General features: G+C 59.0%; 25 protein-coding genes. 9 read left to right on the forward strand and 16 right to left on the reverse strand.

The genetic code is table 11. The features are described from left to right. Positions 1-17: 17 nt before the first annotated feature. From DFO52_RS12145 to DFO52_RS12185, 9 genes are all read right to left on the reverse strand, one after another. On the reverse strand, positions 18-410 hold the full coding sequence (locus tag DFO52_RS12145; protein WP_023309292.1) for a DoxX family protein: 393 nt from the start codon (positions 408-410) through the stop codon (positions 18-20). Positions 411-662: 252 nt separating this feature from the next. Then, positions 663-959, reverse strand: coding sequence for a YqjK-like family protein (locus DFO52_RS12150; RefSeq protein ID WP_024906403.1), 297 nt, complete (start codon positions 957-959; stop codon positions 663-665). A gap of 2 nt (positions 960-961) precedes the next feature. Continuing rightward, complete coding sequence (locus tag DFO52_RS12155) at positions 962-1,354, reverse strand: phage holin family protein (protein WP_023333540.1); 393 nt, start codon at positions 1,352-1,354, stop codon at positions 962-964. 1 nt (position 1,355) lies between these two features. After that, complete coding sequence (locus DFO52_RS12160) at positions 1,356-1,661, reverse strand: YqjD family protein (RefSeq protein ID WP_008503141.1); 306 nt, start codon at positions 1,659-1,661, stop codon at positions 1,356-1,358. Positions 1,662-1,692: 31 nt separating this feature from the next. Further along, a complete protein-coding gene (locus DFO52_RS12165) occupies positions 1,693-2,061 on the reverse strand; it encodes a DUF1090 domain-containing protein (RefSeq protein ID WP_029739662.1) in 369 nt (122 codons plus the stop codon). 142 nt (positions 2,062-2,203) lie between these two features. Then, the gene (gene mzrA / locus DFO52_RS12170) at positions 2,204-2,587 is read right to left on the reverse strand and encodes an EnvZ/OmpR regulon moderator MzrA (protein ID WP_133550457.1); all 384 of its coding nucleotides are present in this window, start codon (positions 2,585-2,587) and stop codon (positions 2,204-2,206) included. Positions 2,588-2,589: 2 nt separating this feature from the next. After that, the gene (gene yqjA, locus DFO52_RS12175) at positions 2,590-3,252 is read right to left on the reverse strand and encodes a DedA family general envelope maintenance protein YqjA (RefSeq protein ID WP_133550458.1); all 663 of its coding nucleotides are present in this window, start codon (positions 3,250-3,252) and stop codon (positions 2,590-2,592) included. A 344-nt stretch (positions 3,253-3,596) separates the two neighbouring features. Then, entirely contained in the window at positions 3,597-4,373 is a 777-nt protein-coding gene (exuR, locus tag DFO52_RS12180) for a transcriptional regulator ExuR (RefSeq protein WP_023309288.1), read from the reverse strand. Positions 4,374-4,488: 115 nt separating this feature from the next. Beyond that, positions 4,489-5,787 carry an MFS transporter gene (locus DFO52_RS12185; RefSeq protein ID WP_121932143.1) on the reverse strand — a complete coding sequence of 433 codons (1,299 nt, stop codon included), beginning with the start codon at positions 5,785-5,787 and terminating at the stop codon, positions 4,489-4,491. Between the two features lie 475 nt (positions 5,788-6,262). On the opposite strand from DFO52_RS12185, the gene uxaC reads away from it, so the two are divergent. After that, positions 6,263-7,675 (forward strand): glucuronate isomerase, encoded by a 1,413-nt coding sequence (gene uxaC / locus DFO52_RS12190; RefSeq protein ID WP_133550459.1) that lies wholly within the window; start codon positions 6,263-6,265, stop codon positions 7,673-7,675. A 17-nt stretch (positions 7,676-7,692) separates the two neighbouring features. Further along, positions 7,693-9,180, forward strand: coding sequence for an altronate dehydratase family protein (locus DFO52_RS12195; RefSeq protein ID WP_047646405.1), 1,488 nt, complete (start codon positions 7,693-7,695; stop codon positions 9,178-9,180). A 138-nt stretch (positions 9,181-9,318) separates the two neighbouring features. Here DFO52_RS12195 and sstT read toward each other — a convergent pair whose 3' ends face one another. From sstT to DFO52_RS12215, 4 genes are all read right to left on the reverse strand, one after another. Then, positions 9,319-10,560, reverse strand: a complete 1,242-nt coding sequence (sstT, locus tag DFO52_RS12200) for a serine/threonine transporter SstT (protein WP_029739668.1) — start codon at positions 10,558-10,560, stop codon at positions 9,319-9,321. A gap of 259 nt (positions 10,561-10,819) precedes the next feature. Continuing rightward, positions 10,820-11,788, reverse strand: a complete 969-nt coding sequence (locus tag DFO52_RS12205; RefSeq protein WP_029739669.1) for a TerC family protein — start codon at positions 11,786-11,788, stop codon at positions 10,820-10,822. Positions 11,789-12,038: 250 nt separating this feature from the next. Further along, positions 12,039-13,037: a Gfo/Idh/MocA family oxidoreductase gene (locus tag DFO52_RS12210; protein WP_047646403.1), complete on the reverse strand. Its 999-nt coding sequence runs from the start codon at positions 13,035-13,037 to the stop codon at positions 12,039-12,041. Between the two features lie 70 nt (positions 13,038-13,107). Further along, complete coding sequence (locus tag DFO52_RS12215) at positions 13,108-13,611, reverse strand: M48 family metallopeptidase (RefSeq protein WP_023333531.1); 504 nt, start codon at positions 13,609-13,611, stop codon at positions 13,108-13,110. 83 nt (positions 13,612-13,694) lie between these two features. On the opposite strand from DFO52_RS12215, the gene rlmG reads away from it, so the two are divergent. Next, on the forward strand, positions 13,695-14,831 hold the full coding sequence (gene rlmG / locus DFO52_RS12220; protein WP_047646402.1) for a 23S rRNA (guanine(1835)-N(2))-methyltransferase RlmG: 1,137 nt from the start codon (positions 13,695-13,697) through the stop codon (positions 14,829-14,831). Positions 14,832-14,937: 106 nt separating this feature from the next. On the opposite strand, the gene DFO52_RS12225 is transcribed toward rlmG, so the two are convergent. The 3 genes from DFO52_RS12225 to lsrR all read right to left on the reverse strand — a co-directional run bounded on the left by DFO52_RS12225 (position 14,938) and on the right by lsrR (position 19,768). Continuing rightward, a complete protein-coding gene (locus DFO52_RS12225) occupies positions 14,938-16,959 on the reverse strand; it encodes an NADPH-dependent 2,4-dienoyl-CoA reductase (protein WP_133550460.1) in 2,022 nt (673 codons plus the stop codon). Between the two features lie 207 nt (positions 16,960-17,166). Beyond that, positions 17,167-18,765: an autoinducer-2 kinase gene (lsrK, locus tag DFO52_RS12230; RefSeq protein ID WP_133550461.1), complete on the reverse strand. Its 1,599-nt coding sequence runs from the start codon at positions 18,763-18,765 to the stop codon at positions 17,167-17,169. Between the two features lie 34 nt (positions 18,766-18,799). Beyond that, positions 18,800-19,768, reverse strand: a complete 969-nt coding sequence (gene lsrR / locus DFO52_RS12235) for a transcriptional regulator LsrR (RefSeq protein ID WP_010435856.1) — start codon at positions 19,766-19,768, stop codon at positions 18,800-18,802. A 215-nt stretch (positions 19,769-19,983) separates the two neighbouring features. Here lsrR and lsrA point away from each other — a divergent pair, with 215 nt between their 5' ends. From lsrA to lsrG, 6 genes are read left to right on the forward strand one after another with little or no spacing between them, the layout of a single operon-like run. Further along, positions 19,984-21,471, forward strand: a complete 1,488-nt coding sequence (gene lsrA / locus DFO52_RS12240) for an autoinducer 2 ABC transporter ATP-binding protein LsrA (protein WP_133550636.1) — start codon at positions 19,984-19,986, stop codon at positions 21,469-21,471. Continuing rightward, entirely contained in the window at positions 21,468-22,499 is a 1,032-nt protein-coding gene (lsrC, locus tag DFO52_RS12245) for an autoinducer 2 ABC transporter permease LsrC (protein WP_133550462.1), read from the forward strand. The genes lsrA and lsrC overlap by 4 nt, the downstream gene beginning before the upstream one ends. After that, positions 22,500-23,477, forward strand: a complete 978-nt coding sequence (gene lsrD, locus DFO52_RS12250; RefSeq protein WP_121932151.1) for an autoinducer 2 ABC transporter permease LsrD — start codon at positions 22,500-22,502, stop codon at positions 23,475-23,477. Position 23,478: 1 nt separating this feature from the next. Further along, positions 23,479-24,480, forward strand: coding sequence for an autoinducer 2 ABC transporter substrate-binding protein LsrB (lsrB, locus tag DFO52_RS12255; protein WP_133550463.1), 1,002 nt, complete (start codon positions 23,479-23,481; stop codon positions 24,478-24,480). Positions 24,481-24,491: 11 nt separating this feature from the next. Next, the gene (gene lsrF / locus DFO52_RS12260; RefSeq protein WP_045353994.1) at positions 24,492-25,379 is read left to right on the forward strand and encodes a 3-hydroxy-5-phosphonooxypentane-2,4-dione thiolase; all 888 of its coding nucleotides are present in this window, start codon (positions 24,492-24,494) and stop codon (positions 25,377-25,379) included. Beyond that, positions 25,376-25,669 (forward strand): (4S)-4-hydroxy-5-phosphonooxypentane-2,3-dione isomerase, encoded by a 294-nt coding sequence (lsrG, locus tag DFO52_RS12265; protein WP_023333521.1) that lies wholly within the window; start codon positions 25,376-25,378, stop codon positions 25,667-25,669. The genes lsrF and lsrG overlap by 4 nt, the downstream gene beginning before the upstream one ends. The last annotated feature ends 50 nt before the right edge of the window (positions 25,670-25,719 follow it).

A 25,719-nucleotide genomic window follows, 5' to 3' on the forward strand; every position in this document is an offset into this window, starting at 1 on the left:
CATTCAGTATAGCGTGCTTACCACTTCTTATTCAGAACGCGGTCAATGCTGTATGCGCCCGGGCCAGTAACGGCCAGCAGCAGGAAGCCACCCGCGATGGTCAGGTTTTTCATGAACATCAGAGAGTTCACGCCTTCCGCAAAGTTGCTGTGGAAGATGAACGCCGTCAGCACGGTGAAGCCTGCGGTAAACAGCGCGGTAGTACGGGTCAGGAAGCCGAACAGTACCGCCAGGCCGCCGCCGAACTCAAGAAGAATGGTCAGCGGCAGCAGGAACCCCGGAACGCCCATGGCTTCCATATACTGCTGGGTACCCGCATAACCGGTGATTTTTCCCCAACCTGCCACGATGAACAGAATTGGCATCAGAATACGCGCGACCAGTACACCAACATCTTCTAATTTTTTCATTTTACTCTCCAGGAAACCACATGAGCGGCTGAACATTATTTGTCTGCAATTCCGGGTAGATACCGCGGCGTTGCTGTCGATGGAGAGGATAATAAACGGGGCGGGTGGTAATTGTTAGCAAGGAAAACTGTCAATCTTCTTCAAAGATATTGAGTAAGGGGCGTGCGCGCTGGTGCCCTCACCTCAACCCTCTACCTGTGGGAGAGGGCGCAAAAACAAAAAACGGTAACCTGGGTTACCGTTTTGCTTTTATCACCGCAGCTGCTGCTGCCGCAACGTTGCTTTCACCAGGCGCCAGGCGCTCCAGGCGCCGAATCCACGACGAGCCCAGCGGATCAGCATATTCGGATGACGAACGGACCAGATAGCCATCACGCTGCTGCCGACCAGCGCCCATGAACGCAGGCTCAGGACGGTATTCCAGCCCCGGTCAAACCGTCGCGTTGCGTCAATCCAGTCGCGACGACTGGCAGACAGATCCAGCCGTTGCTGCTGGATCTGGCTTAGCAGGTACGCTTTTCGCTTTTGACGTTCGGCTTTACCGCTCACGGCTAGTCATCCTCCAGCAGAGCGCGATCGTTCGCCAGCTCCTGACGCGTATGGCGCAGGAAAGTGGACTTGCGCGCTTTACGCAGCGTCCAGATACCGCCTATCAACGCGGCGACCAGCAGAACGACGGTGGTGGCAATCATCGCGTTAAGACGATACTGCGGATCGATGGCCCAGATGATTAGCACCATCAGGCTCATCAGACCAAACGCGGCGAAGAGCATGGTCAGCCCGAGCATCAGCAGCATCTGGAAGAGGTTCGCTTTCTCCTCCTCCAGCTCGACCACTGCCAGCCGGACGCGCGTTTCGGCAATCCCGACCAGCGTCGTTAAAATACGCTGGCCGATGCCGAGGACGTTGTTAGCAGGCCCTTGTGCGTGACGAGGATCTTCCATATCAACGACGCGTCAGAAGGACACCCAGTACCACACCCACTGCGGCACCAATCCCTACACCCGTCCATGGATTATCACGCACATATTCGTCCGCGCGGGCAGCAGCTTCGCGGGTCTGTTTCGCCAGCGCATCACCGGTTTCACCCAGGCGATAGCGGCTCTCTTTCAGCGCCTGCTCCGCCTTGCTGCGCAGTTTGCTGACCTCTTCTTTTGACTTGTCAGCAGAGGAGTTCAGCACCTCTTCAAGGGTATCGGCCAGGGATTTCAGTTCAGCGCGCAGATGTTCAGACGTCGTATCTTTTGACATGATTCTCTCTCCTGTTGAGATTTCCGTTAACTCAATAATCGCGAGCTTCCAGCGCTTTCAGGTCGTCCTGCGCTTCTTTCAACTTCTTCTCGCGCTTAGCAATTTTTTCCGCATCTCCTTTCTCTTTCGCTTCCTGCAGGTCGCGACGGCGCTCGGCTATCTCGTCCTTCTGTTCAGCGATTTTCTTCTTGTGGTCGGCACGAAGCTTGCTGTCTGAACAGTTCGCTTTCACTTCGCTCAGCGCTTTTTTAAGACCATCAACACGGTGCTGATTGTTATGCTTTTCGGCATAACCGATCTCACGCTGAATATCCTGTTCTTTCTCCTGACAGAGAGAGCTTGCGAAGGATGCTGTGCTTAAAGAAAAAAGGGCCAGAGCCAGAGTCATGCGGAATTTCATTATCGAAACCTTCCATTGTGTTGCGGCGTTAGCCGCTATCCAAAGTTATGCGGAGTACATTGAGGGGTGCTCCGCGTACTTAAGCATAGTAAGTAAACGGGGGATTCACCAAAGTGAGTGAAAAGATTCGGAATCCTGGAAGTTATCCAAACCGATGCGACGTATCGCGAATCAACGAGAGCCAGGCTGCAGGCTGGTTGTCATCTTCCTGCTGGGCAATGATATACCCGTGCGGCAGCGTACGGTCGAGAACCACTTTCGCGGCGGCACTTTGCGCACGGGAATCAAACTTGATCAGTAAAACATCGTCCTGCGGGGTAATACTCTTAAAGCGGATCCCGTTCGCATCCAGATGATGCCAGACAGAAAAACCGTCAGGCACGCTGGCGCCCTGGTTTACCGGGCGGATGGCCAGCGTCGATTCCTGATGCGAAAGCGCGCTCCATGCCAGCAGCATGGCGCTGAGGACGATCAGCGTAATCACGGCAACGGCAAAACGGCGCAGGGCGAGCGGTGAGATAACCATCGTTAGCCTCTGGCTCCGTATTTCTTCTTCCACAGGACAACCAGTGAGCCAATCAGGCCGAAGACCAGCAGAACCACAGGCAGCAGCATCAGGCAGGACATCAGCTGGTCTTCATATTTCATAAAGACCGGCGTTTTACCCAGCGCATAGCCGAGCGTCGTCAAAATAAGCACCCATAGCAGGCCGCTCATCCAGTTAAAGAACTGGAAGCGCGCGCTGCTCAACCCCGACAGACCGGCAATGGTCGGCAACAGGGTGCGAACAAAGGCGATAAAGCGGCCAATCAGCAGCGCGGAAAGCCCGTGTTTGTGGAACAGGTGGTGCGCCCTCTGGTGATAATGCGCGGGAAGATGAGAGAGCCAGTTCTGGACGATCCGGGTATTGCCCAGCCATCTTCCCTGGATATAGCTCAGCCAGCAGCCGAGGCTGGCCGCAACGGTCAGTAATAAAATGGTGTGCGGAAACGCCATCGCCCCTTTGGCACACAGCACGCCGACAAGCACCAGCAAACTGTCACCGGGCAGGAAGGCTGCAGGCAGCAAACCGTTCTCAAGGAACAGGATCATAAACAAGACGAAATAGAGCATGCCAATCATGGAAGGGTTGGCCAGCGTTTCAAAATCCTGCGCCCAGAGGGCATGCAGTAGTTGGGTCAAAAGTTCCATTCAGTGTTCCTGGAAATCGGTTAACGTCACGCCTGTTATCCGGGACAAACAGCACGGCGACATTGTTGTGATTTCATTATGGTCGCTCGCGGACACATTGCGGTGTGGCCAACACTGTTCCCTGTTAATTGGCTGGTTAGCAAGCACTAACTTACAAAATAAGGAATTGAATCCAATTGTAACAAAGCCCAACGTTCTGCGTCACAGAATTTGCAGGGTTGAGTTGATTTTGGCGTAAGCCCAGGAAGTGAGCGAGGGGATTTACAAAGGCTGACACTATATATGTTTTGCTTACCCATGTAAGCCGGAAGGCGCGACGTAGCGCCTGCCAGCAGAAAGGTCATCTATTTTGCGGCACTGGAAGCCGTATCGAGATGAACAACCGGATTATCGGCAAAAAGATAGCGGTCAGCGTTAAATTCGAAGTCATCGCTGGTTTCGTTGAACAGCATCTGCTTGGTGTTTTCCAGGTGCTGCCACATCGCCAGCTTAGCGGCATGCGGATCTTTACGAATCAGCGCCTTAAGGATTTGGTCGTGATCGTCGCACCAGTTGTCGACGGTACGGGAATCGATATGGTCGTGCAGTTTTTTCCAGTACGGGTTGTGAACGCGCTGAGTCCACATTTTTTCAACGATTGCCGCCAGCGCCGTATTTTGGGTTGCCAGAGCGACCTGAACGTGGAACTGAAGATCCCACTCTGAATCGCGGAAACATTTTTCCTTACGGGCATTCTCCTGGATCTCCATCAGCTTCATGATGTCCTGCTTGGTCACCTGCGTCGCCGCAAACTCTGCAATATTGCTTTCAATCAGCTGGCGAGCCTGGAGCAGCTCGAACGGGCCATAGCTGGCGAATTCCAGACTTTCGTCCGCGACGGGAGAGTGTTTCGGCAGATTAGAAATCACGTGAATGCCGGAGCCTTTGCGTACCTCAACGTAGCCTTCCACTTCCAGCATGATAATTGCTTCACGCACCACGGTGCGGCTCACGCTTTTTTCATCCGCGATAAAGCGCTCGGCGGGAAGTTTATCACCGACAAGATAGACCCCTTGCTCGATGCGATCTTTCAGCTCCGCAGCAAGTTGTTGATATAAACGACGTGGTTCGGTGATTTCCATATGCGCTCCAGGCAGGGTACGGCAGATGATTTGTTATACCACTTTTGCGTACCACTCTCCAGATTTTGCCATTAAAAAAGCCGCCCGAGGGCGGCTTAGGTGAAACGTATTTTCGCTAACTCTGCGTAGCCGGTTTGCCGATGGACTCTTTCGCCAGCTCCTCTGCCGATTTGCTTTTCAGCACCGTCCAGATAACCACCGCACCCATCAGGTCGAAGATCGCCAGCACCGCGAACAGCGGGCTGAAGCCGATGGTATCCGCCAGCGCGCCGACCACCAGTGCGAACATCGTACTCGCGGTCCAGGCGGCCATGCCGGTCAGACCGTTGGCGGTTGCCACTTCGTTACGACCAAAGACGTCAGACGAGAGCGTAATCAGCGCGCCGGACAGGGACTGGTGCGCAAAGCCACCGATGCACAGCAGGGCAATGGCGATGTACGGGCTGGTGAACAGGCCGATCATGCCTGGGCCGATCATCAGCAGTGCGCCCATGGTCACCACCATCTTACGGGAAACGATCAGGTTCACGCCAAACCAGCGCTGGAACAGCGGTGGCAGGTAGCCGCCCACGATACAGCCCAGGTCAGCGAACAGCATTGGCATCCAGGCGAACATCGCAATCTCTTTCAGGTTAAAGCCGTAAACTTTAAACATGAACAGGGGGATCCACGCGTTAAAGGTACCCCAGGCTGGTTCAGCCAGGAAACGCGGCAGGGCGATACCCCAGAACTGACGGGTGCCCAGGATCTGCCAGACGGTCATTTTTTTGCCGTTGTTGGTCTGATGCTGTGCTTCCTGACCGCCAATGATGTATTCACGTTCTTCTTCGGAGAGTTTTTTCTGATCGCGCGGGTGTTTATAGAAAACCAGCCACGCCATCGCCCAGGCAAAGCTCAGCACGCCAGAGATGATGAACGCCATCTGCCAGCTGTGCATCACGATAGCCCACACCACCAGCGGCGGCGCTATCATCGCCCCGATGGACGAGCCCACGTTGAAGTAGCCGACCGCAATGGAGCGCTCTTTCGCCGGGAACCACTCGGAGCTGGCCTTCAGGCCCGCCGGGATCATCGCGGCTTCAGCCGCACCGACCGCACCGCGCGCCAGCGCCAGTCCACCCCAGCTGCCTGCCAGCGCGGTTGCGCCGCAGAACACCGCCCAGGCGATGGCGAAGAAGGCATAACCGATTTTGGTACCGAGAATGTCCAGCACATAGCCAGCAACAGGCTGCATGATGGTATAAGCCGCGGAATAGGCGGCAATGATGTAGGAGTATTGCTGCGTGGAGATATGCAGCTCTTCCATCAACGTTGGCGCTGCTGCTGCCACGGTGTTACGCGTCAGGTAGCCCAGCACGGTGCCTAACGTCACCAGCGCGATCATATACCAACGTAACCCTTTAATTTTACGCATCTAAAACCTCATCGTTATGTTATTTCCGCGCCAGAGCACGGCAACCTCTCAACCGTTTCCGGGAGCAGTTGTGTAACGGGAGGGGCGTAACCAGGAGCATGTCCCGGAACGGCCCGAACCTTGCCATAAGTAAGCGTGCATAAGTCGGTATCCGTACCGTTAAACCCGATGTCTCTCACACCGGTAATGCATTCCGTCGGCTTATAGTTTGCGACGGCGAAAAGATAACTTGTCATACAACTTTAAAAGGTGAGTGACATCACAAATGTATGATTCTTTGTGGGGACATTATCTGTTGCGCGCAAAGCCAGTGCTGGCGGGGGTTGCAGAAGGGTTTACTCCATTGAGGGTAATTTATTTGTTGGCGTTTATTGATCTCACTCACGAAAAAAACTTCGGTTGGTGGAAATTGGTGTGATAACTTTGCAGCATATGAACATACGCTTTCTGCGCTCCCGTAATGAGGAAGACGATAATGACGCCGTTTATGACCGAAGATTTTCTGTTAGATACCGAATTTGCTCGCCGCCTGTACCACGACTACGCAAAAGACCAGCCGATTTTCGACTACCACTGCCATTTACCGCCGCAGCAGGTTGCCGAAAATTATCGCTTCAAAAACCTGTATGACATCTGGCTGAAGGGGGACCACTACAAATGGCGCGCCATGCGCACCAACGGCGTGGCTGAGCGCCTGTGTACCGGCGATGCGACCGACCGCGAGAAGTTTGACGCCTGGGCGGCGACCGTTCCGCACACCATCGGCAACCCGCTCTACCACTGGACGCATCTTGAGCTCCGCCGTCCGTTTGGCATCACCGGCAAGTTGCTCTCCCCAACGACCGCGGATGAAATCTGGGATCGCTGCAACGCGCTGCTGGCGCAGGATAACTTCTCCGCGCGCGGCATCATGAAGCAGATGAACGTGAAGATGGTGGGCACTACCGACGATCCGATCGACTTCCTGGAACATCATGCCGTTGTCGCCAAAGACACCTCTTTTGATATCAAAGTGCTGCCAAGCTGGCGCCCGGACAAAGCCTTCAACATTGAGCAGGCCACCTTCACCGACTACATGGCGAAGCTGGCGGAAGTGTCGGATACCGACATCCGTCGTTTCGCTGACCTGCAAACCGCGCTGACCAAACGCCTGGATCACTTTGCGGCGCACGGCTGTAAAGTGTCTGACCACGCGCTGGACGTGGTGCTGTTTGCGGAATCAAACGAAGCCGAACTGGACAGCATTCTGGCGCGTCGTCTCTCCGGCGAGGGCTTGAGCGAGCACGACGTGGCGCAGTTCAAAACGGCGGTGCTGGTATTCCTCGGTGCGGAATACGCGCGTCGCGGCTGGGTACAGCAGTACCATATCGGCGCGCTGCGCAATAACAACCAGCGCCAGTTCAAACTGATCGGTGCGGATGTGGGCTTCGACTCCATCAACGACCGTCCGCTGGCGGAAGAGCTGTCCAAACTGCTGAGCAAACAGAACGAACAAAACCTGCTGCCAAAAACCATCCTGTACTGCCTGAACCCGCGCGATAACGAAGTGCTGGGTACCATGGTCGGCAACTTCCAGGGCGAAGGGATGCCGGGCAAGATGCAGTTCGGTTCCGGCTGGTGGTTCAACGATCAGAAGGACGGCATGGAGCGTCAGATGACGCAGCTGGCGCAGCTGGGTCTGCTGAGCCGCTTTGTCGGCATGCTGACCGACAGCCGCAGCTTCCTGTCCTATACCCGTCATGAATATTTCCGCCGCATTCTGTGCCAGATGATTGGCCGCTGGGTGCACGCAGGTGAAGCGCCAGCGGATATCCAGCTGCTGGGCGAAATGGTGAGAAACATCTGCTTTAACAATGCGCGTGACTACTTCGCCATTGAACTGAACTAAGGCCGTTTGAGGTTGATATGCAATACATCAAAATCCATTCGCTGGATAATGTGGCCGTCGCGCTGACGGATCTCGGTGAAGGCGACGTGGTGACCGTTGATAACCAGAGCGTCACCCTGCGTCAGGCGATCGTTCGTGGACACAAGTTTGCCCTGATCCCCATTGCGAAAGGGGAGAACGTGGTGAAGTACGGTTTGCCCATCGGCCATGCGCTGGCGGATATTGCGCCGGGTGAATACATTCACTCACACAATACCCGCACCAATCTGAGCGATCTGGACGAGTACAGCTATCAACCTGATTTACCCGCGGAAGAGCGTCAGGCGGCGGACCGTGAGGTGCAGATCTATCGTCGCGCCAGCGGCGACGTGGGGATCCGCAACGAGCTGTGGATCCTCCCGACCGTCGGCTGCGTCAACGGAATTGCGCGTCAGATCCAGACGCGTTTCCTGAAAGAGACCAACGATGCCGAAGGGACTGACGGCGTGCATCTGTTCAGCCACACTTACGGCTGTTCCCAGCTCGGTGACGATCACATCAATACCCGCACCATGCTGCAAAACATGGTGCGCCACCCGAACGCGGGCGCGGTGCTGGTGATTGGCCTGGGCTGCGAGAACAACCAGGTGGACGCCTTCCGCGACACGCTGGGCGAGTTCGATCCTGAGCGCGTGCATTTTATGGTGTGCCAGCATCAGGACGACGAAGTGGAAGCGGGCGTTGAACAGCTTCACCAGCTTTATGAGGTGATGCGCCATGACAGGCGTGAGCCGGGCAAGCTGAGCGAGCTGAAGTTTGGGCTGGAGTGCGGCGGGTCAGATGGCCTTTCCGGCATTACCGCCAACCCGATGCTGGGCCGCTTCTCGGATTACGTAATTGCCAACGGCGGCACGACTGTGCTGACCGAAGTGCCTGAAATGTTCGGCGCGGAGCGTATTCTGATGAGCCACTGCCGCGACGAAGAGACCTTTGAGAAGACCGTCACCATGGTGAACGACTTCAAACAGTATTTTATCGCCCACAATCAGCCGATTTACGAGAACCCGTCGCCGGGCAACAAAGCGGGCGGTATCACTACGCTGGAAGAGAAATCCCTCGGCTGCACTCAGAAAGCGGGCGCGAGCCAGGTGGTTGACGTGCTGCGCTACGGCGAGCGCCTGAAAACCCACGGCCTGAACCTGCTGAGCGCACCGGGCAACGATGCGGTCGCCACCAGCGCGCTGGCAGGTGCTGGCTGCCATATGGTGCTGTTCAGTACCGGTCGCGGCACGCCGTACGGTGGTTTTGTGCCGACGGTAAAAATCGCTACCAACAGCGAGCTGGCGGCAAAGAAAAAGCACTGGATCGACTTTGATGCGGGCCAGCTGATTCACGGTAAAGCCATGCCGCTGCTGCTGACGGAGTTCGTGGATACTATCGTGGAATTTGCTAACGGCAAGCAGACCTGTAACGAGAAGAACGACTTCCGCGAGCTGGCGATCTTTAAGAGTGGTGTGACGCTTTAATCGGTGCGGCCTGATGCCCTCACCCTGGCCCTCTCCCACGGGGAGAGGGTACAAACACTAAAAACGGCAACCGTTGGTTGCCGTTTTGCGTTCACCCTGTAGGCCCGGTAAGGCGTAGCCGCCACCAGGCTTTTGTTGTTAACTGCGCAGGGCGTTCTTCGCTAAACGCGCGTCTTCCGCCTGACAGGCCGCTGCGGTAAACAGCACGTCGGTAGAGGAGTTCAGCGCGGTTTCGCAGGAGTCCTGCAGCACGCCGATGATAAAGCCGACGGCCACAACCTGCATCGCAATCTCGTTCGGGATGCCGAACATATTACACGCCAGCGGGATCAGCAGCAGCGAACCGCCCGCCACGCCGGATGCGCCACAGGCACACAGCGACGCCACGACGCTCAGCAGCAGCGCGGTTGGCAGATCCACCGGAATGCCCAGCGTATGCACCGCCGCCAGAGTCAGCACGGTAATGGTGATTGCCGCGCCCGCCATGTTCACGGTTGCACCCAGCGGGATCGACACGGAATAGGTATCGCGGTCCAGGTTCAGCTTCTCCGCCAGCGCCATGTTAACCGGAATGTTCGCCGCAGAGCTGCGGGTGAAGAAGGCATATACGCCGCTCTCGCGCAGGCAGGTCAGCACCAGCGGATACGGGTTGCGGCGGATCTGCCAGAACACCAGCAGGGGGTTGATCACCAGCGCCACCAGCAGCATACAGCCGACCAGCACAACCAGCAGCTGCGCGTAGCCCCACAGCGCGTCGAAACCGGTGGTTGCAAGCGTAGAGGAGACCAGCCCGAAAATCCCGATTGGCGCAAAGCGAATCACCAGCTTCACCATAAAGGTCACGGCGTTGGACAGATCGTTGACCAGGTTTTTCGTGGTGTCGTTACCGTGACGCAGCGCGAAGCCCAGACCAATCGCCCAGACCAGGATGCCAATGTAGTTTCCGCTCATCAGCGCGGTGATGGGGTTAGAAACCATGCTCATCAGCAGGCCGCGAAGCACTTCGACAATGCCGGATGGCGGCGTGATGTCACCGGCCGCGCTGGTCAGGTGCAGCGTGGACGGGAACAGGAAGCTAAACACCACGGCCGTTAAGGCAGCCGAGAAGGTTCCCAGCAGATAAAGGAACAGAATGGGGCGAATGTTGGTTTTTTGTCCGTGCTGGTGGTTGGCAATTGACGCCATAACCAGCATCAGAACCAGTACCGGTGCGACGGCCTTCAGTGCGCCAACGAAAAGGGTCCCGAGCAGCCCCGTGGCCTCCGCAGCAGGTTTTGACACCATCGCCAGCAGAATACCCAGCACCAGCCCGACCAGAATTTGTTTAACGAGGCTGCCCTGCGCCAGGCGCGCGAACAGACCGCTTGATTGTGTGCTCATACGTATTTCCTGAGTGAAATTGCGTTCCATCCCGGATGTGCTCTTAGTCACATTTATGTCCGGATGTAAGTAAATGTTTGCCTGGTCGAGTATAGGGAATGCGCGAAAGGAGGGAAGCGTAAAATGCTGGATTTTACGTGTTGCGTCATGTTTTTTAACTATTGATTAACGAAAATGCCGGGTGGCGCTGCGCTTACCCGGCCTACATTACTTTTCACCCTCTCCCTGTGGGAGAGGGCATCATCCCGCACCGAACGTTTTACTCCACCTGCTGCTTCTTATCGTGCTGGCGGTTAACCCAGGTATTGATAATCAGCGTCACGATCAGAATGCCAAACACCACGCCGAGCGAAATGGCAATCGGGATATGGTAGAAATCGACGATCAGCATCTTGATACCGATAAAGACCAGGATCACCGACAGACCGTACTTCAGCATCGAGAAGCGCTCCGCCGCGCCTGCCAGCAGGAAGTACATCGCACGCAGGCCGAGAATGGCGAACAGGTTTGAGGTCAGGACGATGAACGGGTCGGTGGTCACCGCGAAGATCGCCGGAATGCTGTCCACCGCGAAAATCACGTCGCTCAGCTCAACCAGAATCAGTACCAGCAGCAGCGGAGTGGCAAACAGCAGGCCGTTCTTGCGCACGAAGAAGTGCTCGCTCTCAATCTTGTCGGTCATGCGCAGATGCCCACGGATCCACTTCACCAGCGGGCGATCGCCAATCGCGGAGCCGTCTTCTTTCGCCAGCGCCATTTTGACCCCGGTGAACAGCAGGAACGCGCCAAAGACGTACAGCAGCCATTCGAACTGGGTAATCAGCCAGCTGCCGGCGAAGATCATGATGGTACGCAGGATAATCGCGCCCAGCACGCCGTAGACCAGCACGCGTCGCTGCAGGGCAGCAGGCACGGCAAAGTAGCTGAACAGCATCAGCCAGACGAAGACGTTATCAACCGCCAGGGCTTTTTCAATCAGATAACCGGTGAGGAAGGCGAGCGCCTGAGGGTCGGCCACCGCGCGGCCTTCGGTCGAGGCCAGGTACCACCAGAAGGCGGCACAGAACAGCAGGGAGAGGGTGACCCATACCAGAGACCAGGCCGCAGCCTGTTTGATGCTCATGCCGTGCGCGCCGCGACGGCCCTGCAAAAAGAGGTCGATCGCCAGCATGATGAGCACGACAACCGCGAATCCGCCCCACAACATTGGAGTGCCGACAGAATGCATACTATTTTCCTTACACATAAAAAACAAAAACGGCCATGGTCAGAAGACGATAGCCGTTAGCTTTTTATGCATAGACCTCGCCTTCCGGCAAGGTCTCACTTACAACCACGAAGGTTGCCCGGCGACCGGATGCGTGTTTAACGCATCGTAATGACGATCCACCGGCGAAGAAGTTACTCCCCTTTGCAGGTAACAAAATATGTCAGACCATTGGTTTCGTCAATGGTCTGCGCCGTTTCATTACACAGCTTTACGCGATAACTTCCGCGCTGACGCCGTCTGCCGGGAACACCACGCCCGTCTGGCGGCGGATCTCCGTTTGCAGCTTCGCCGTGGTGCGGCTCACCGCGAGGCCAGGGTGATTCACTTCATTGTCTTCCACCAGACGGGCGAAGACCTCTGCCTCATAGAGCATAGTGTTAATATGCTGAGGCTGCGTCAGCTCCTGCGCTTTGCCGCCGCGCGGCACAAAGCTCACTTTCTGGCACTCGGAGATCTTCTCGATAACCAGCGAGCCCGCTTCGCCCTGAATTTCGCTCGGCAGCACGGAATCGCTCACCTTGGAGTGCTGCAGCGTGACGCTGAAATCACCGTAGTCCAGCACCGCTACACCGTGCGCATCCACGCCGCTCTCCAGCAGGCTGGCGGTGGCGCTGACGCCGTGCGGCTCGCCCCACAGGGCCACGGCGGAGGCCAGGCAGTAGAAACCGATATCCATAATCGAGCCGTTCGAGAAGGCCGGATTAAAGGTGTTCGGGTTCTCGCCGTCCAGATAACGCTGGTAGCGCGACGAGTACTGGCAGTAGTTGATAAAGGCTTTACGCACTTTGCCAATTTTCGGCAGAGACTGCTGCAGCAGCAGGAAATTCGGCAGGCTGGCGGTTTTGAACGCTTCGAACAGCACCACCTGGTTTTCGCGGGCAAGCGCAATGGCCGCTTCCACTTCCTGGATATTTGACGCCAGCGGCTTCTCGCAAATCACATGCTTTTTATGGCTGAGGAACAGCTTTGTCTGCGGGAAGTGCAGGGAGTTCGGGCTGGCGATATACACCGCGTCAATGGCGTCGCTTTGCGCCATCTCATCAAGCGAAGTGAAGAGATGCTCAACGAGGTAGTCGTTAGCAAAACTCTGCGCCTGCTCAAGGCTGCGGGAATAGACTGCGGTAAGCTTAAGTTTGCCGGTTTCGTGGGCGGCGTCGACGAACTGGCGCGTGATCCAGTTCGTACCAATGACTGCGAAACGTATCATAAACGTTTACGTACTCCGTAGCGGGGAACCTTTAGCCACTGTAGCACGTCATCATGACAATTCGCGTGCGCTATTCCGCATTACCATTTAACGATAAATGCGTAAGCCACAAGCGGGTATCAAACTCCAGCTGGTGGTACTGCGGCTCCATGTGGCAGCAAAGTGAATAGAAGGCTTTGTCGTGCTCTTTCTCTTTCAAATGCGCCAGCTCGTGGACGACGATCATCCGCAGAAACGCCTCCGGCGCGTTACGGAAAACCGTCGCGACGCGGATTTCGGCCTTCGCTTTCAGCTTGCCGCCCTGCACGCGGGAGATGGCGGTGTGCAGACCGAGCGCGTTTTTCAGCACGTGGATCTTGTTGTCGTACATCACCTTGTTGATCGGCGGCGCGCTCTTCAGATACCGGCTTTTCAGATCCTGCGTATACTGCCAGAGGGCCTTATCGGTCGCGAAATCGTGCGTGCCGGGATAGCGTTTTTCCAGCACCGCGCCGAGCTTCTGCTCGGCAATCAGGCTGCGAACCTGAGTCAGTAAATGCTCCGGATAGCCCTGGAGATAAGTAAGTTGGTTCATCAACGCCCCAAATCGACAATAAAACGGGTATACTCACGCACCCTTTTCAGGGATACGCCAAATTTTACCATTCAGGAGGGCCGATGAGCCACTTAGACAACGGTTTCCGTTCACTCAACCTTAAACGTTTCCCGGAAACGGACGACGTTAACCCGCTCATGGCGTGGGAAGCGGCGGATGAATATCTGCTGCAGCAGTTGGATGAGACTGAAATCCGCGGCCCGGTTTTGATCCTGAATGACGCGTTTGGCGCGCTGGGATGCGCCCTGGCGGAGCACACGCCTTACAGCATCGGCGATTCCTACCTGAGCGAGCTGGCGACGCGTGAAAACCTGCGCCATAACGACATCGAAGAGTCCAGCGTGAAATTCCTCGACAGCACCGCGGATTACCCGCAGGCGCCGGGCCTGGTGCTGATCAAAGTGCCAAAAACCATGGCGCTGCTGGAGCAACAGCTGCGCGCGCTGCGTAAGGTCGTGACGCCTGAAACGCGCATTATCGCGGGCGCCAAAGCGCGCGATATTCACACCTCGACGCTGGAGCTGTTCGAGAAAGTCCTCGGCCCGACCACCACCACGCTGGCGTGGAAAAAAGCGCGCCTGATCAACTGTACGTTTAGCGCGCCGGAGCTGGCCGACGCGCCGGAGACCCTGAGCTGGAAGCTGGAGGGCACCGACTGGACCATCCACAACCATGCGAACGTCTTCTCCCGCACCGGTCTGGATATCGGGGCGCGTTTCTTTATGGAACATCTGCCGGAAAATCTGGAAGGTGAGATTGTCGATCTGGGCTGCGGTAACGGCGTGATTGGCCTGACGCTGCTGGCGAAGAACCCGGACGCCAGCGTGGTGTTCAGCGACGAGTCGCCGATGGCGGTGGCCTCCAGCCGTCTGAACGTGGAAACCAACATGCCGGAAGCGCTGGACCGCTGCGAGTTTATGATCAACAACGCGCTGTCCGGCGTAGAGCCGTTCCGCTTCAACGCGGTGTTCTGCAACCCGCCGTTCCACCAGAAGCACGCCCTGACGGATAACGTCGCGTGGGAGATGTTCCACCACGCGCGCCGCTGCCTGAAAATCAACGGCGAGCTGTACATCGTGGCGAACCGCCACCTGGACTACTTCCACAAGCTGAAGAAGATTTTCGGTAACTGCGTCACCATCGCCACCAATAACAAGTTCGTGGTGCTGAAAGCGGTGAAGCTGGGGCGTCGTCGGTAAGATTGTTATGTACGGCCTGATGCCCTCTCCCACAGGGAGAGGGCGCAAACACTAAAAACGGCAACTGGGTTGCCGTTTTGCTTTTACCCTGCCGCCCGGCAATGTCCTAGATCGCCAGAGCCAACTTCGTCCCCTGCGCAATTGCCCGCCGCGCGTCCAGCTCCATCGCCACGTCGCACCCGCCGATCAAATGCACCGTTTTACCGGCTTCGCGCAGCGGATCGGCCAGATCGCGCTTTGGCTCCTGACCGGCACATAAAATGACATGATCCACGCGCAGCAGCTGCGATTCGCCGCCGATTGTGACGTGCAGACCCTCGTCGTCGATCTTCTGATAGCTCACCGCTGGGATCATCTTCACCCCGCGTGAGAGCAGGGTGGCGCGGTGGATCCAGCCCGTGGTTTTGCCCAGCCCTTCGCCCGGCTTGCTGGCCTTACGCTGCAGCATCACGATCTGGCGCGGGCTTTTCGGCAGCTGCGGCCCTTCCGGGCGCAGTCCGCCGGACTGATTCAGGCTGGTGTCGATACCCCATTCCACGCAAAACTCGGCAATGTTCTGGCTGGTGGCCTCGCCCGGCTGGCTTAAGTACATGGCGGTATCAAAGCCGATCCCGCCGCAGCCGATAATCGCCACCTTCTCGCCAACCGGCGTTTTGTCACGCAATACATCCAGATAGCTCAACACCTTCGGATGATCGATACCCTCGATCGCCGGCAGGCGCGGGACGATCCCGCTCGCCAGGATCACCTCGTCGAAACCGATCAGATCCGCCGCGCTGACAAACTGGTTAAGCCGCAGATCGACGCCTGTAAGCTCGATCATCCGGCGGTAGTAGCGCAGGGTTTCGTAGAACTCCTCTTTGCCGGGGATCTGCTTGGCGATATTAAACTGCCCGCCAATCTCCGCCAGCGCATCAAACAGCGTCACGCTATGCCCGCGCGAGGCGGCATTTACCGCAAACGCCAGGCCCGCCGGGCCAGCGCCCACCACGGCCAGGCGTTTTTTATTCACCGCCGGAACGATCGGCATTTTGGTTTCATGGCAGGCGCGCGGGTTAACCAGGCAAGAGGTGACCTTGCCGACGAAGATCTGATCCAGACAGGCCTGGTTACAGCCGATGCAGGTGTTGATCTCATCCGCACGGCCGCTTTGCGCTTTGGAGAGTAGTTCGGCATCGGCCAGGAACGGCCGCGCCATCGACACCATATCGGCGTCGCCGCGCGAAATCACATCGTCCGCCACCTGCGGATCGTTAATGCGGTTGGTGGTGACCAGTGGAACAGAGACTTTGCCTTTCAGCTTCCGCGTTACCCAGCTGAACGCCGCGCGCGGCACCGGCGTGGCGATGGTCGGGATGCGTGCTTCGTGCCAGCCGATGCCGGTGTTGATAATCGTGGCACCTGCGGCTTCAATCGCCTGCGCCAGCTGCACGGTTTCGTCGAACGTGCCGCCGCCTTCCACCAGGTCGAGCATCGACAGGCGGAAGACGATAATAAAGTCTGCGCCCGCACGTTCGCGCACCGCGCGCACCACCTCCACGGCAAAGCGCATCCGGCGGGCATAGTCGCCGCCCCATTCGTCGTCGCGCTGGTTGGTGCGGGCCGCGAGGAACTCGTTGATCAGGTAGCCTTCTGAACCCATCACCTCAACGCCGTCGTAGCCCGCCTCGCGGGCCAGCGCCGCGCAGCGGGCGAAGTCGTCAATCAGCGCCAGGATCTCGTCGTGGGTGAGGGCGTGAGGTTTAAAACGGTTAATCGGTGCCTGGAGGGCCGACGGCGCGACCAGGTTCGGCTGATAGCTGTAGCGTCCGGTGTGCAGGATTTGCAGGGCGATTTTACCGCCCTCGCGGTGTACCGCGTCGGTCACAATGCGGTGGTGCGGCAGCTGTGACGCATCGTTCAGGACCGCGCCGCCCTCCATGCCCACGCCGGAAGGCGCAGGGGCTACGCCGCCGGTGACAATCAGCGCCACCCCGTGGCGGGCACGCTCGGCATAGAAGGCTGCCAGACGCTCGGCCCCGTCCGGATGCTCCTCAAGCCCGGTGTGCATCGAGCCCATCAACACGCGGTTTTTGAGTGTAGTGAACCCCAGATCGAGAGGGGCGAATAACGACGGGTAGCGGCTCATAGTCTCTTCCAGTGTAAAATTATTGTTATGTGGTCGGATGAGTTACTAATTTAGCCAGCGGGAGAGTAAAGGTAAAAGCGGGATCGAATGATTGTGATAGATCTCAAAGAACTTCGCCCCTCACCCTAACCCTCTCCCCTGAGGGGAGAGGGGACTGGCTGGTGCGGTCTCAAAGAATTGGCTCGATCTGGTTTTTTCCCTCTCCCCTCAGGGGAGAGGGGCAGGGTGAGGGGTGTGGGTTTTTACTAACCCCGGTGCCTGCCACATCGACGTCGTCAGCCCGCTGTCCACCAGCCCGAGCTGGTCGGCGTACACCGCCTGCCATTTCTGCATCATGCCGTCGTACAGCTCGCGGTGCTGCGGGTTTGGCGTGAACTCGCGGCTCCACTTCACCAGCCGCTCGCCCGTCGAGGCCATATCCGCAAACAGACCCGCGCCGGTGCCAGCGGCAATCGCGCAGCCCAGCGCCGTCGCCTCTTTTACTTCCGGCACGCGCACCGGCAGCCCGGTAACGTCGCTTAAGATCTGGCTCCACAACGCCCCTTTGGCCCCGCCGCCCGCAAACACCAGGCTCTCAAACGTCACGCCGGAGAAGCGCGAGATCTGCGCCAGGTTGCAGGCCGAGACGATCGCCGCGTTCTCCTCCAGGGCGCGGAACAGCGTCGCTTTGTTGCACTTTTCCGGGTCGATGGAGAGGTTAATAAACGACGGCGCGGCGTGGTACCACTGCTTAAAATGCATCGCGTCGGAAAATATCGGCATCACCCCGTGGGAGCCTGCCGGTACGCGGCTCGCCATCTCTTCCAGCAGGGAGTAGGTGTCCATCCCCATCCGCTCGGCAATCAGCTTCTCCTCGGCGCAGAAGGCGTCGCGGAACCAGCGCATGGTCAGCCCGGTAAAGAAGCTGATCGACTCCGCCTGCGCCATGCCGGGAATAACGTGCGGGTTCACGCGGATGTTCATCTCGGGGTCGGTGCGCACCTGCGGCAGGTTGACCACCTGCTGCCAGAAGGTGCCGCCCAGCACCGCCGTTTGTCCGGCGCGAACCACGCCCAGCCCCAGACAGCCCAGCTGTACGTCGCCGCCGCCCATCACCACCGGGGTACCTTCGCGCAGGCCGCTCTGCTGCGCGGCCTCTTTGGTGATAGCGCCCAGCACGGTGCCGGTCTCTTTCACCGGGGAGAGAATATCGGCGCGCAGCCCGGCCATGTCGAGCAGCGCCGGACGCCAGTCGCGGGAAAACAGATCCAGCATGCCGGTGGTGCCCGCGTTCGACGGGTCGACCGCCAGCTCGCCGGAGAGCTTCGCCGCCAGCCAGTCGCTGATCATGGTGATGGTCGCGGCCTTGCGGTAAATATCCGGACGATGGTGAGCCAGCCAAAGGAGGCGCGGCATGGCGCTCAGCGCCAGCGTCTGGCCGGAAACTTCATACACCTCGGATTCAAAACGGTCGTCGTGGATCTCTTTGAGTTCGGCCACCTCGCGGCTGGCGCGGGCGTCGACGTTGGCGCAGGCCCAGATGGCCTCGCCGTTGCGGTCGTACAGCACGATCCCTTCGCGCATCGAGCAGCAGGCGACGGACTGAATATCCGCCGCGCTCAGGCGCGCGCGCTCCAGCGCCTGATGAATGCACCGGCAGGCCAGCCGCCAGTTGGTCTCGAGGTCGAACTCCATCGATCCCGGCACGTTCTCCACGCTCAGGTGCTTCCACTCGGCCTGGCCGACGGCAATCTGGTTGCCCTGTAAATCGAAAATAACGGCGCGAACGCTGCCTGTCCCTGCATCTAACGCTAAAAGGTAACTCATGAGCTTGCCTCGTTGTTAGCGCAGGGCCTGCCCGTTACGTCAGGGCCAGCACCGCGCGGGCTGTCGTCTCCTCCGTCACCAGGCCATTTATACGGCGACCCTTCAGTGCGGCATAAATCGCATCGGCTTTCTCTTCCCCTCCGGCCACGCCAACGATGGTGGGCAGCTGCGCCAGTTCATCGAGCGTGACGCCCAGCAGTTCTTTGTGGATCTCCAGCTCCTCGACGCACTCGCCCTCGGCATTGAGGAAATAGCCGAGAATGTCGCCGACCGCGCCTTTGCGGGCGTACATCAGCTGTTCACCTTCGCTGATATAGCCGGAGCGCAGTATCGTGGCGTCACGGCGCTGGTTAACCGAACCAATGCCGACCACCGCCACGTCGGCGGCGGTGGCGGCGAGGATCACGTCCCGCACGCTGGTTTCGCGTTTTAAGATCCCGGCCACCTCGGCGGAGGACACGCGAAGCGGGGCGGGGATCATGCTGACGCTGCAGGCCGCGTCCAGCTGGCCGATACCGGTCATATACGGCCCGACGCCGCCGGAGAGCGTCACCAGGCGGATCTGCTGCGAGCTGATAAAGCCGCTCAGGTGCTGCAGGCTGCTCATGGTGGTTTCACCAAACCCCACCGCCAGCAGCTGGCCGGGCTCCAGTACGCCCATCAGCGACTGCGCCGCGCCAATGCCGAGCCGCACGTTCATCGGCGGCGTATTTAACGCGGGCATCACCCGCACCAGCTTCAGGCCAAAGCGCTGCTGTAGCTCGGTTTCCAGCGCCAGGCAGCCCTCGTAGCGGGAGTTAATCTGCACGCGGATCACCCCGGACTGACGGCCCTTCTCCAGCAGGCGAGAAATCTTCAAACGCGGCAGCCCGAGCCGCTCGCCGATGTCGTTCTGGGTTAATCCGTCGTGGTAGTAGCACCAGGCCACGCGCGCCACGAGCTCCTCTTCCGCCAGTGCCAGCCCGGCAAACCGTCCTTCTTCCGCAGTGCGTTTATCGCTCATAGTTGAACTCTTATAAAAATTTAGATCATATGTTCGTGATGGCGCGAAGGGAAAGTGTGAGCCACGCGACAAAACGGATCTTTTAGATCGTTTCTGGTTTATCTGTATCTCAATCGATAAAACTGTGATCCCTGCACGGTTGTAAATATAGTTCACCGTCTACGCTTTTGAACATTATTAAATCTAAAAATCATTTGTTCAATAGTGGAGCGATGATGACCTCACTTCTCGACGCGCGAAATATCAGCAAGCAGTTCTCAGGCGTGCCGGTTCTAAAAGGCATTGATTTCACGCTGCTTGCGGGCCAGGTGCACGCGCTGATGGGCGGAAACGGCGCGGGAAAATCGACGCTGATGAAGATCATCGCCGGGGTCGAAACGCCGGACAGCGGTGAACTTTCTGTCGAGGGGCAGTCATATGCGCGGCTCACGCCCTTACAGGCGCACAGGTTAGGCATTTACCTGGTGCCGCAGGAGCCGCTGCTGTTTCCCAACCTGACGGTGCGGGAAAACATCCTGTTCCGCCTGCCGCGCGAGCGCGATCTGGAAAAGCGGCTGGGGGAGAAACTCCAGCAGCTGCAGTGCCAGCTTAGCCTTGATGCCGCCGCCAGCACTCTGGAAGTGGCGGATCAGCAGATGGTGGAGATCCTGCGCGGGCTGATGCGCAATGCCAGGATCCTGATTCTCGATGAACCCACGGCCTCCCTCACGCCGGGCGAAACCGAGCGGCTGTTCCGCCAGATCCGCGCCCTGCAGGCGCTCGGCGTCGGGATTGTCTTTATCTCGCACAAGCTGCCGGAAATCCGCATGCTTTCAAGCCACGTCTCGGTGATGCGCGACGGCGCGGTAGTGCTGAGCGGCGAAACCGCGCAGTTTGACGACAGCGCCCTGATCGCCGCCATGACGCCGGTAAGCCGGGAGAAATCCCTCAGCGATACGCAAAAGCTGTGGCTGGCGCTGCCGGGCAACCGCCGCACCCAGCCGCAGGATTTCCCGGTGCTGCGCGTTGACGATCTTACCGGGGAAGGGTTTATCGATCTCAGCCTTGAGATCTACGCCGGAGAGATCGTCGGCCTGGCCGGGCTGGTGGGATCCGGGCGCACCGAGCTTGCGGAAACGCTCTACGGCCTGCGGCCGGTACGCGGGGGCCGCGTCTGGCTGGAGAATCAGGAGGTTACCGGCGATCCGGTAAGTTCACGCCTGGAAAAAGGGCTGGTTTACCTGCCGGAAGACAGGCAGGTGTCCGGCCTGTTCCTCGACGCGCCGATCCGCTGGAACACCGTGGCGCTGAACGAGCCGTCTATCTGGCAGCAGCGCAAGCGGGAGTCGGCGGTGGTGGAGCGCTATCACCGGGCGCTGGGGATCAAGCTCAACCATGCGGATCAAAACGTGCGCACGCTCTCCGGCGGCAACCAGCAGAAGGTGCTGCTGGCGCGCTGCCTGGAGGCTAATCCTTTACTGCTGATCGTCGATGAACCGACGCGCGGGGTGGACGTCTCGGCGCGCGCCGATATCTACCAGCTGATAAAAAGCGTGGCGGCGCAGAACGTGGCGGTGCTGATGATCTCAAGCGATCTTGACGAGTTTCCCGGCCTTGCGGACCGGGTGCTGGTGATGCATCAGGGCGTGCTCAGCGGCGAGCTGCCGCGCCACGCCGTCAGCCTCGACAGAATGATGGCGCTGGCATTCGGAGGGCAATCATGAAGACCTTACTGAAAAACCGCGAGCTGAGCGCGTTTCTCGCCATTCTGGCGCTGTTCGCCGTGCTGGTGGCGCTGAACCCGTCCTACTTCAGCCTGCAGACGCTGGGGATGATCTTCGCCAGCTCGCAGATCCTGATCCTGCTGGCCATCGGCGCGTCGCTGGTGATGCTGACCCGCAATATCGACGTGTCCGTCGGCTCCATCGTCGGGCTGTCCGCCATCGCCGTCGGCGTGGCGCTTAATAGCGGCTACAGCCTGCCCGTTTCCATTCTCTTCGCGCTGTCTATTGGCGCGCTGGCCGGGGCGTTCAACGGGTTCCTGGTGGTGGGGCTGCGCATCCCGGCGATTGTCGCCACCCTCGGCACGCTGGGGCTGTACCGCGGGGCAATGCTGCTCTGGACCGGCGGAAAGTGGATTGAAGGGCTGCCGCCGGGGCTGAAATCCCTCTCTGAGCCTGCCGCCGTCGGCATTTCGCCGCTCGGCATGCTGGTGTTGATTATCGCGGCCACAGGCGCATGGACGCTGTCGCGTACTGCGTTCGGGCGTGATTTCTACGCGGTGGGGGATAACCTCGCCGCCGCGCGCCAGCTGGGCGTGGCGGTGAACCGCACCCGCATGATCGCCTTTACCCTCAACGGCATGCTGGCGGCCTGCGCCGGGATCGTCTTTGCCGCGCAGATTGGCTTTGTGCCCAACCAGACCGGCAGCGGGCTGGAGATGAAGGCCATCGCCGCCTGCGTGCTCGGCGGTATTTCGCTGCTGGGCGGCACGGGCACGCTGGTTGGCGCGCTGCTCGGGGCCTTCTTCCTGACCCAAATCGACACCGTGCTGGTGCTGTTCAGGCTCCCGGCGTGGTGGAACGACTTTATCGCCGGGCTGGTGCTGCTGGGCGTGCTGGTGCTCGACGGGCGCCTGCGCCAGGCGCTGGCGCGCCATCAGCGGGCGCTGAAGTACGGTCGCTTCCAGCCGGGTAACAAAGGGGGAAAGCACGTCACCCCGTTTCCCAAACGCAAAAAAGAGGTGGCGTAAATGAGGCTTAACTGGGAAAGCGCGCTGCTGATTTTACTGGTGCTGGAGATCCTGCTCTTTGGCGCCATCAACCCGCGCATGCTCGACATCAACATGCTGCTGTTCAGCACCAGCGATTTCATCTGCATCGGCATCGTGGCGCTGCCGCTTACGCTGGTGATCATCAGCGGCGGGATCGACATCTCCCTCGGCTCGACCATCGGCCTGTGCGCCATCGCGCTGGGCGTGATGATGCAGGCCGGATGGCCGATGGCGGTTGCCATTCCGCTGACGCTGCTGCTCGGCCTGCTGTGCGGATTATTTAATGCCGCGCTGATCCACTACACCGGCATCAGCCCGCTGGTTATCACCCTCGGCACGCTCTACCTCTACGGCGGCGGCGCGCTGCTGCTCTCCGGCATGGCGGGGGCGACGGGCTACGAGGGCATCGGCGGCTTCCCGGACGGCTTCACGGCGTTCGCTAACCTCACGGTGCTGGGTCTGCCGATCCCGCTGGTGCTGTTCGCGGTGATTACGTTTTTCTTCTGGCTGATTACCCACCGCGGGCGCTTTGGCCGTCATCTGTTTTTGATTGGGCAGAATCCGCGCGCGGCGCGCTATGCGGCGCTGTCGGTGAACGGTATGCCCTACGCGCTGTACGGGCTGGTGGGCATGGCCTCCGCCATTGCCGCACTGGTGATGGTCTCCTATTTCGGCTCCGCGCGTTCGGATCTGGGGCGCGATTTGCTGATGCCCGCGCTCACCGCCGCCGTGCTCGGCGGGGCCAATATCTACGGCGGGTCAGGTTCGGTGGTCGGTACGGCGCTGGCGGCGCTGCTGGTGGGCTACCTGCAGCAGGGTTTACAGATGGTCGGCATCCCTAACCAGGTGTCGAGCGCGCTGTCAGGGGCGCTGCTGGTTGTGGTGGTGATGGGACGTTCGCTGAGTCTGCACCGCGAGTGGGTGCGTTCTCTCTTTAGAAAACTATCCGGAGCGTAAGATGAAAACAAAACTGTTCGTCCTGGCAATGGCCCTCAGCTTCGCCTCGGCGCAGGCGGCGGACCGCATTGCCTTTATCCCGAAGCTGGTGGGCGTGGGGTTCTTCACCAGCGGCGGCAACGGCGCGAAAGAGGCGGGGAAAGAACTCGGCGTGGATGTGACCTACGACGGCCCGACCGAGCCGAGCGTCTCCGGCCAGGTGCAGCTCATCAACAACTTCGTCAACCAGGGCTATAACGCCATCATCGTCTCCGCCGTGTCGCCGGACGGCCTCTGCCCGGCGCTCAAGCGCGCGATGCAGCGCGGCGTCAAGGTCCTGACCTGGGATTCAGACACCAAACCGGAGTGCCGCAGCATCTACATCAACCAGGGGACGCCGGAGCAGCTTGGCGGCCTGCTGGTGGAGATGGCGGGCAAACAGGTCACCAAACCGAACGCTAAAGTGGCGTTCTTCTACTCCAGCCCCACCGTTACCGACCAGAACCAGTGGGTGAAAGAGGCGAAGGCCAAAATCGAGAAAGATCACCCCCAGTGGCAGGTCGTGACGACCCAGTTTGGCTATAACGACGCCACCAAATCCCTGCAAACCGCCGAAGGGATCTTAAAAGCGTATCCGGATCTGGATGCGATCATCGCCCCGGACGCTAACGCGCTTCCAGCGGCGGCGCAGGCGGCGGAAAACCTGAAGCGGGAAGGGGTGGCGATTGTCGGGTTCAGCACGCCGAACGTGATGCGTCCGTACGTTGAGCGCGGCACGGTGAAGGCCTTCGGCCTGTGGGATGTGGTGCAACAGGGCAAAATTGCGGTCAATGTCGCCGATCGCCTGCTGAAAAAAGGCGATCTTAACGTCGGGGACAGCGTGGAAGTAAAAGATATCGGCGCGCTGAAGGTCGAACCGAACAGCGTGCAGGGTTACCAGTATGAGGCGAAGGGCAACGGCATCGTGCTGCTGCCGGAGCGCGTGGTGTTCACTAAAGAGAACATCAGCAAATACGATTTCTGACGGGGGAGCAAATGGCTGATTTAGACGATATCAAAGACGGCAAGGATTTTGGCATCGGCACGCCGCAGAAGAATGTGCCTTACACCCTGAAGGGCTGCGGCTCGCTGGACTGGGGCATGCAGTCCAGGCTTGCGCGCATCTTCAACCCGCAGAGCAACCGCACGGTGATGCTGGCCTTTGACCACGGCTACTTTCAGGGGCCGACCACCGGCCTTGAGCGCATCGATCTCTCCATCGCGCCGCTGTTTGGCGAAACCGACGTGCTGATGTGCACCCGCGGCATCCTCAGGAGCCAGGTGCCAGCCGCGACGAACAAACCGGTGGTGCTGCGCGCCTCCGGCGGTAATTCGATTCTGGGCGAGCTGTCCAACGAGTGCGTGGCGGTGGCGATGGAAGACGCGCTGCGCCTGAACGTCTGCGCGGTGGCGGCGCAGGTGTATATCGGCAGCGAGTTTGAGCATCAGTCGATCAACAACATCATCAAGCTGGTGGACGCGGGCGCGCGCTACGGCATGCCGACGCTGGCGGTGACGGGCGTCGGCAAGGAGATGGCGCGCGACGCGCGCTATTTCTCGCTGGCCAGCCGCATCGCCGCCGAAATGGGGGCGCAGTTCGTCAAAACCTACTACGTGGACGAGGGCTTTGAAAAAGTGACCGCCAGCTGCCCGGTGCCGATTGTGATCGCCGGGGGCAAAAAGCTGCCGGAGCACGAAGCGCTGGAGATGTGCTGGCGGGCGATTGACCAGGGCGCGTCGGGCGTGGATATGGGGCGCAATATCTTCCAGTCCAGCGCGCCGCTCGCCATGCTGAAGGCGGTGAAAAAAGTGGTTCACGAGAACTGGAACGCCCGCGATGCGTTCCAGTTCTGGCAGGAAGAGAAACAGGGAGAAGCAAAATGAACGTGACGCTGGTTGAAATCAACATTAAGCCCGAGCGGGTGGACGAGTTTCTGGAGGTGTTTCGCGCCAACCACGAGGGGGCAATCAAGGAGCCGGGAAACCTGCGTTTTGACGTATTGCAGGACCCGAGGGTGAAGACCCGGTTCTTTATCTACGAGGCCTATAAAGACGAAGAGGCGGTGCTGGCGCATAAGCAAACCCCGCACTACCTGGCGTGCGTGGATAGGCTCGAAGAGCTGATGTCGGAGCCGCGCAAGAAACGCAGTTTTGTGGGGCTGTTGCCGGAGTAACAGGCGTTATAAAGGTTTTGTAGGCCGGGTCAGCGCTAGCGCCACCCGGC

The organism is Enterobacter sp. AG326 (genome assembly GCF_004362415.1).
GTDB lineage: Bacteria > Pseudomonadota > Gammaproteobacteria > Enterobacterales > Enterobacteriaceae > Enterobacter > Enterobacter asburiae.

Bases quoted from the DNA above. Each gene is read 5' to 3' on its own strand.
- exuR (WP_023309288.1), bottom strand. From the start codon at position 4,373: ATGGAAATCACCGAACCACGTCGTTTATATCAACAACTTGCTGCGGAG.
- lsrC (WP_133550462.1), top strand. From the start codon at position 21,468: ATGAAGACCTTACTGAAAAACCGCGAGCTGAGCGCGTTTCTCGCCATT.
- DFO52_RS12145 (WP_023309292.1), bottom strand. From the start codon at position 410: ATGAAAAAATTAGAAGATGTTGGTGTACTGGTCGCGCGTATTCTGATG.
- mzrA (WP_133550457.1), bottom strand. From the start codon at position 2,587: ATGGTTATCTCACCGCTCGCCCTGCGCCGTTTTGCCGTTGCCGTGATT.
- lsrA (WP_133550636.1), top strand. From the start codon at position 19,984: ATGACCTCACTTCTCGACGCGCGAAATATCAGCAAGCAGTTCTCAGGC.
- DFO52_RS12160 (WP_008503141.1), bottom strand. From the start codon at position 1,661: ATGTCAAAAGATACGACGTCTGAACATCTGCGCGCTGAACTGAAATCC.
- lsrG (WP_023333521.1), top strand. From the start codon at position 25,376: ATGAACGTGACGCTGGTTGAAATCAACATTAAGCCCGAGCGGGTGGAC.
- sstT (WP_029739668.1), bottom strand. From the start codon at position 10,560: ATGAGCACACAATCAAGCGGTCTGTTCGCGCGCCTGGCGCAGGGCAGC.
- DFO52_RS12165 (WP_029739662.1), bottom strand. From the start codon at position 2,061: ATGAAATTCCGCATGACTCTGGCTCTGGCCCTTTTTTCTTTAAGCACA.
- lsrD (WP_121932151.1), top strand. From the start codon at position 22,500: ATGAGGCTTAACTGGGAAAGCGCGCTGCTGATTTTACTGGTGCTGGAG.
- DFO52_RS12155 (WP_023333540.1), bottom strand. From the start codon at position 1,354: ATGGAAGATCCTCGTCACGCACAAGGGCCTGCTAACAACGTCCTCGGC.
- DFO52_RS12195 (WP_047646405.1), top strand. From the start codon at position 7,693: ATGCAATACATCAAAATCCATTCGCTGGATAATGTGGCCGTCGCGCTG.
- DFO52_RS12185 (WP_121932143.1), bottom strand. From the start codon at position 5,787: ATGCGTAAAATTAAAGGGTTACGTTGGTATATGATCGCGCTGGTGACG.
- yqjA (WP_133550458.1), bottom strand. From the start codon at position 3,252: ATGGAACTTTTGACCCAACTACTGCATGCCCTCTGGGCGCAGGATTTT.
- rlmG (WP_047646402.1), top strand. From the start codon at position 13,695: ATGAGCCACTTAGACAACGGTTTCCGTTCACTCAACCTTAAACGTTTC.
- lsrK (WP_133550461.1), bottom strand. From the start codon at position 18,765: ATGAGTTACCTTTTAGCGTTAGATGCAGGGACAGGCAGCGTTCGCGCC.
- DFO52_RS12215 (WP_023333531.1), bottom strand. From the start codon at position 13,611: ATGAACCAACTTACTTATCTCCAGGGCTATCCGGAGCATTTACTGACT.
- lsrB (WP_133550463.1), top strand. From the start codon at position 23,479: ATGAAAACAAAACTGTTCGTCCTGGCAATGGCCCTCAGCTTCGCCTCG.
- DFO52_RS12205 (WP_029739669.1), bottom strand. From the start codon at position 11,788: ATGCATTCTGTCGGCACTCCAATGTTGTGGGGCGGATTCGCGGTTGTC.
- lsrF (WP_045353994.1), top strand. From the start codon at position 24,492: ATGGCTGATTTAGACGATATCAAAGACGGCAAGGATTTTGGCATCGGC.
- DFO52_RS12210 (WP_047646403.1), bottom strand. From the start codon at position 13,037: ATGATACGTTTCGCAGTCATTGGTACGAACTGGATCACGCGCCAGTTC.
- uxaC (WP_133550459.1), top strand. From the start codon at position 6,263: ATGACGCCGTTTATGACCGAAGATTTTCTGTTAGATACCGAATTTGCT.
- lsrR (WP_010435856.1), bottom strand. From the start codon at position 19,768: ATGAGCGATAAACGCACTGCGGAAGAAGGACGGTTTGCCGGGCTGGCA.
- DFO52_RS12225 (WP_133550460.1), bottom strand. From the start codon at position 16,959: ATGAGCCGCTACCCGTCGTTATTCGCCCCTCTCGATCTGGGGTTCACT.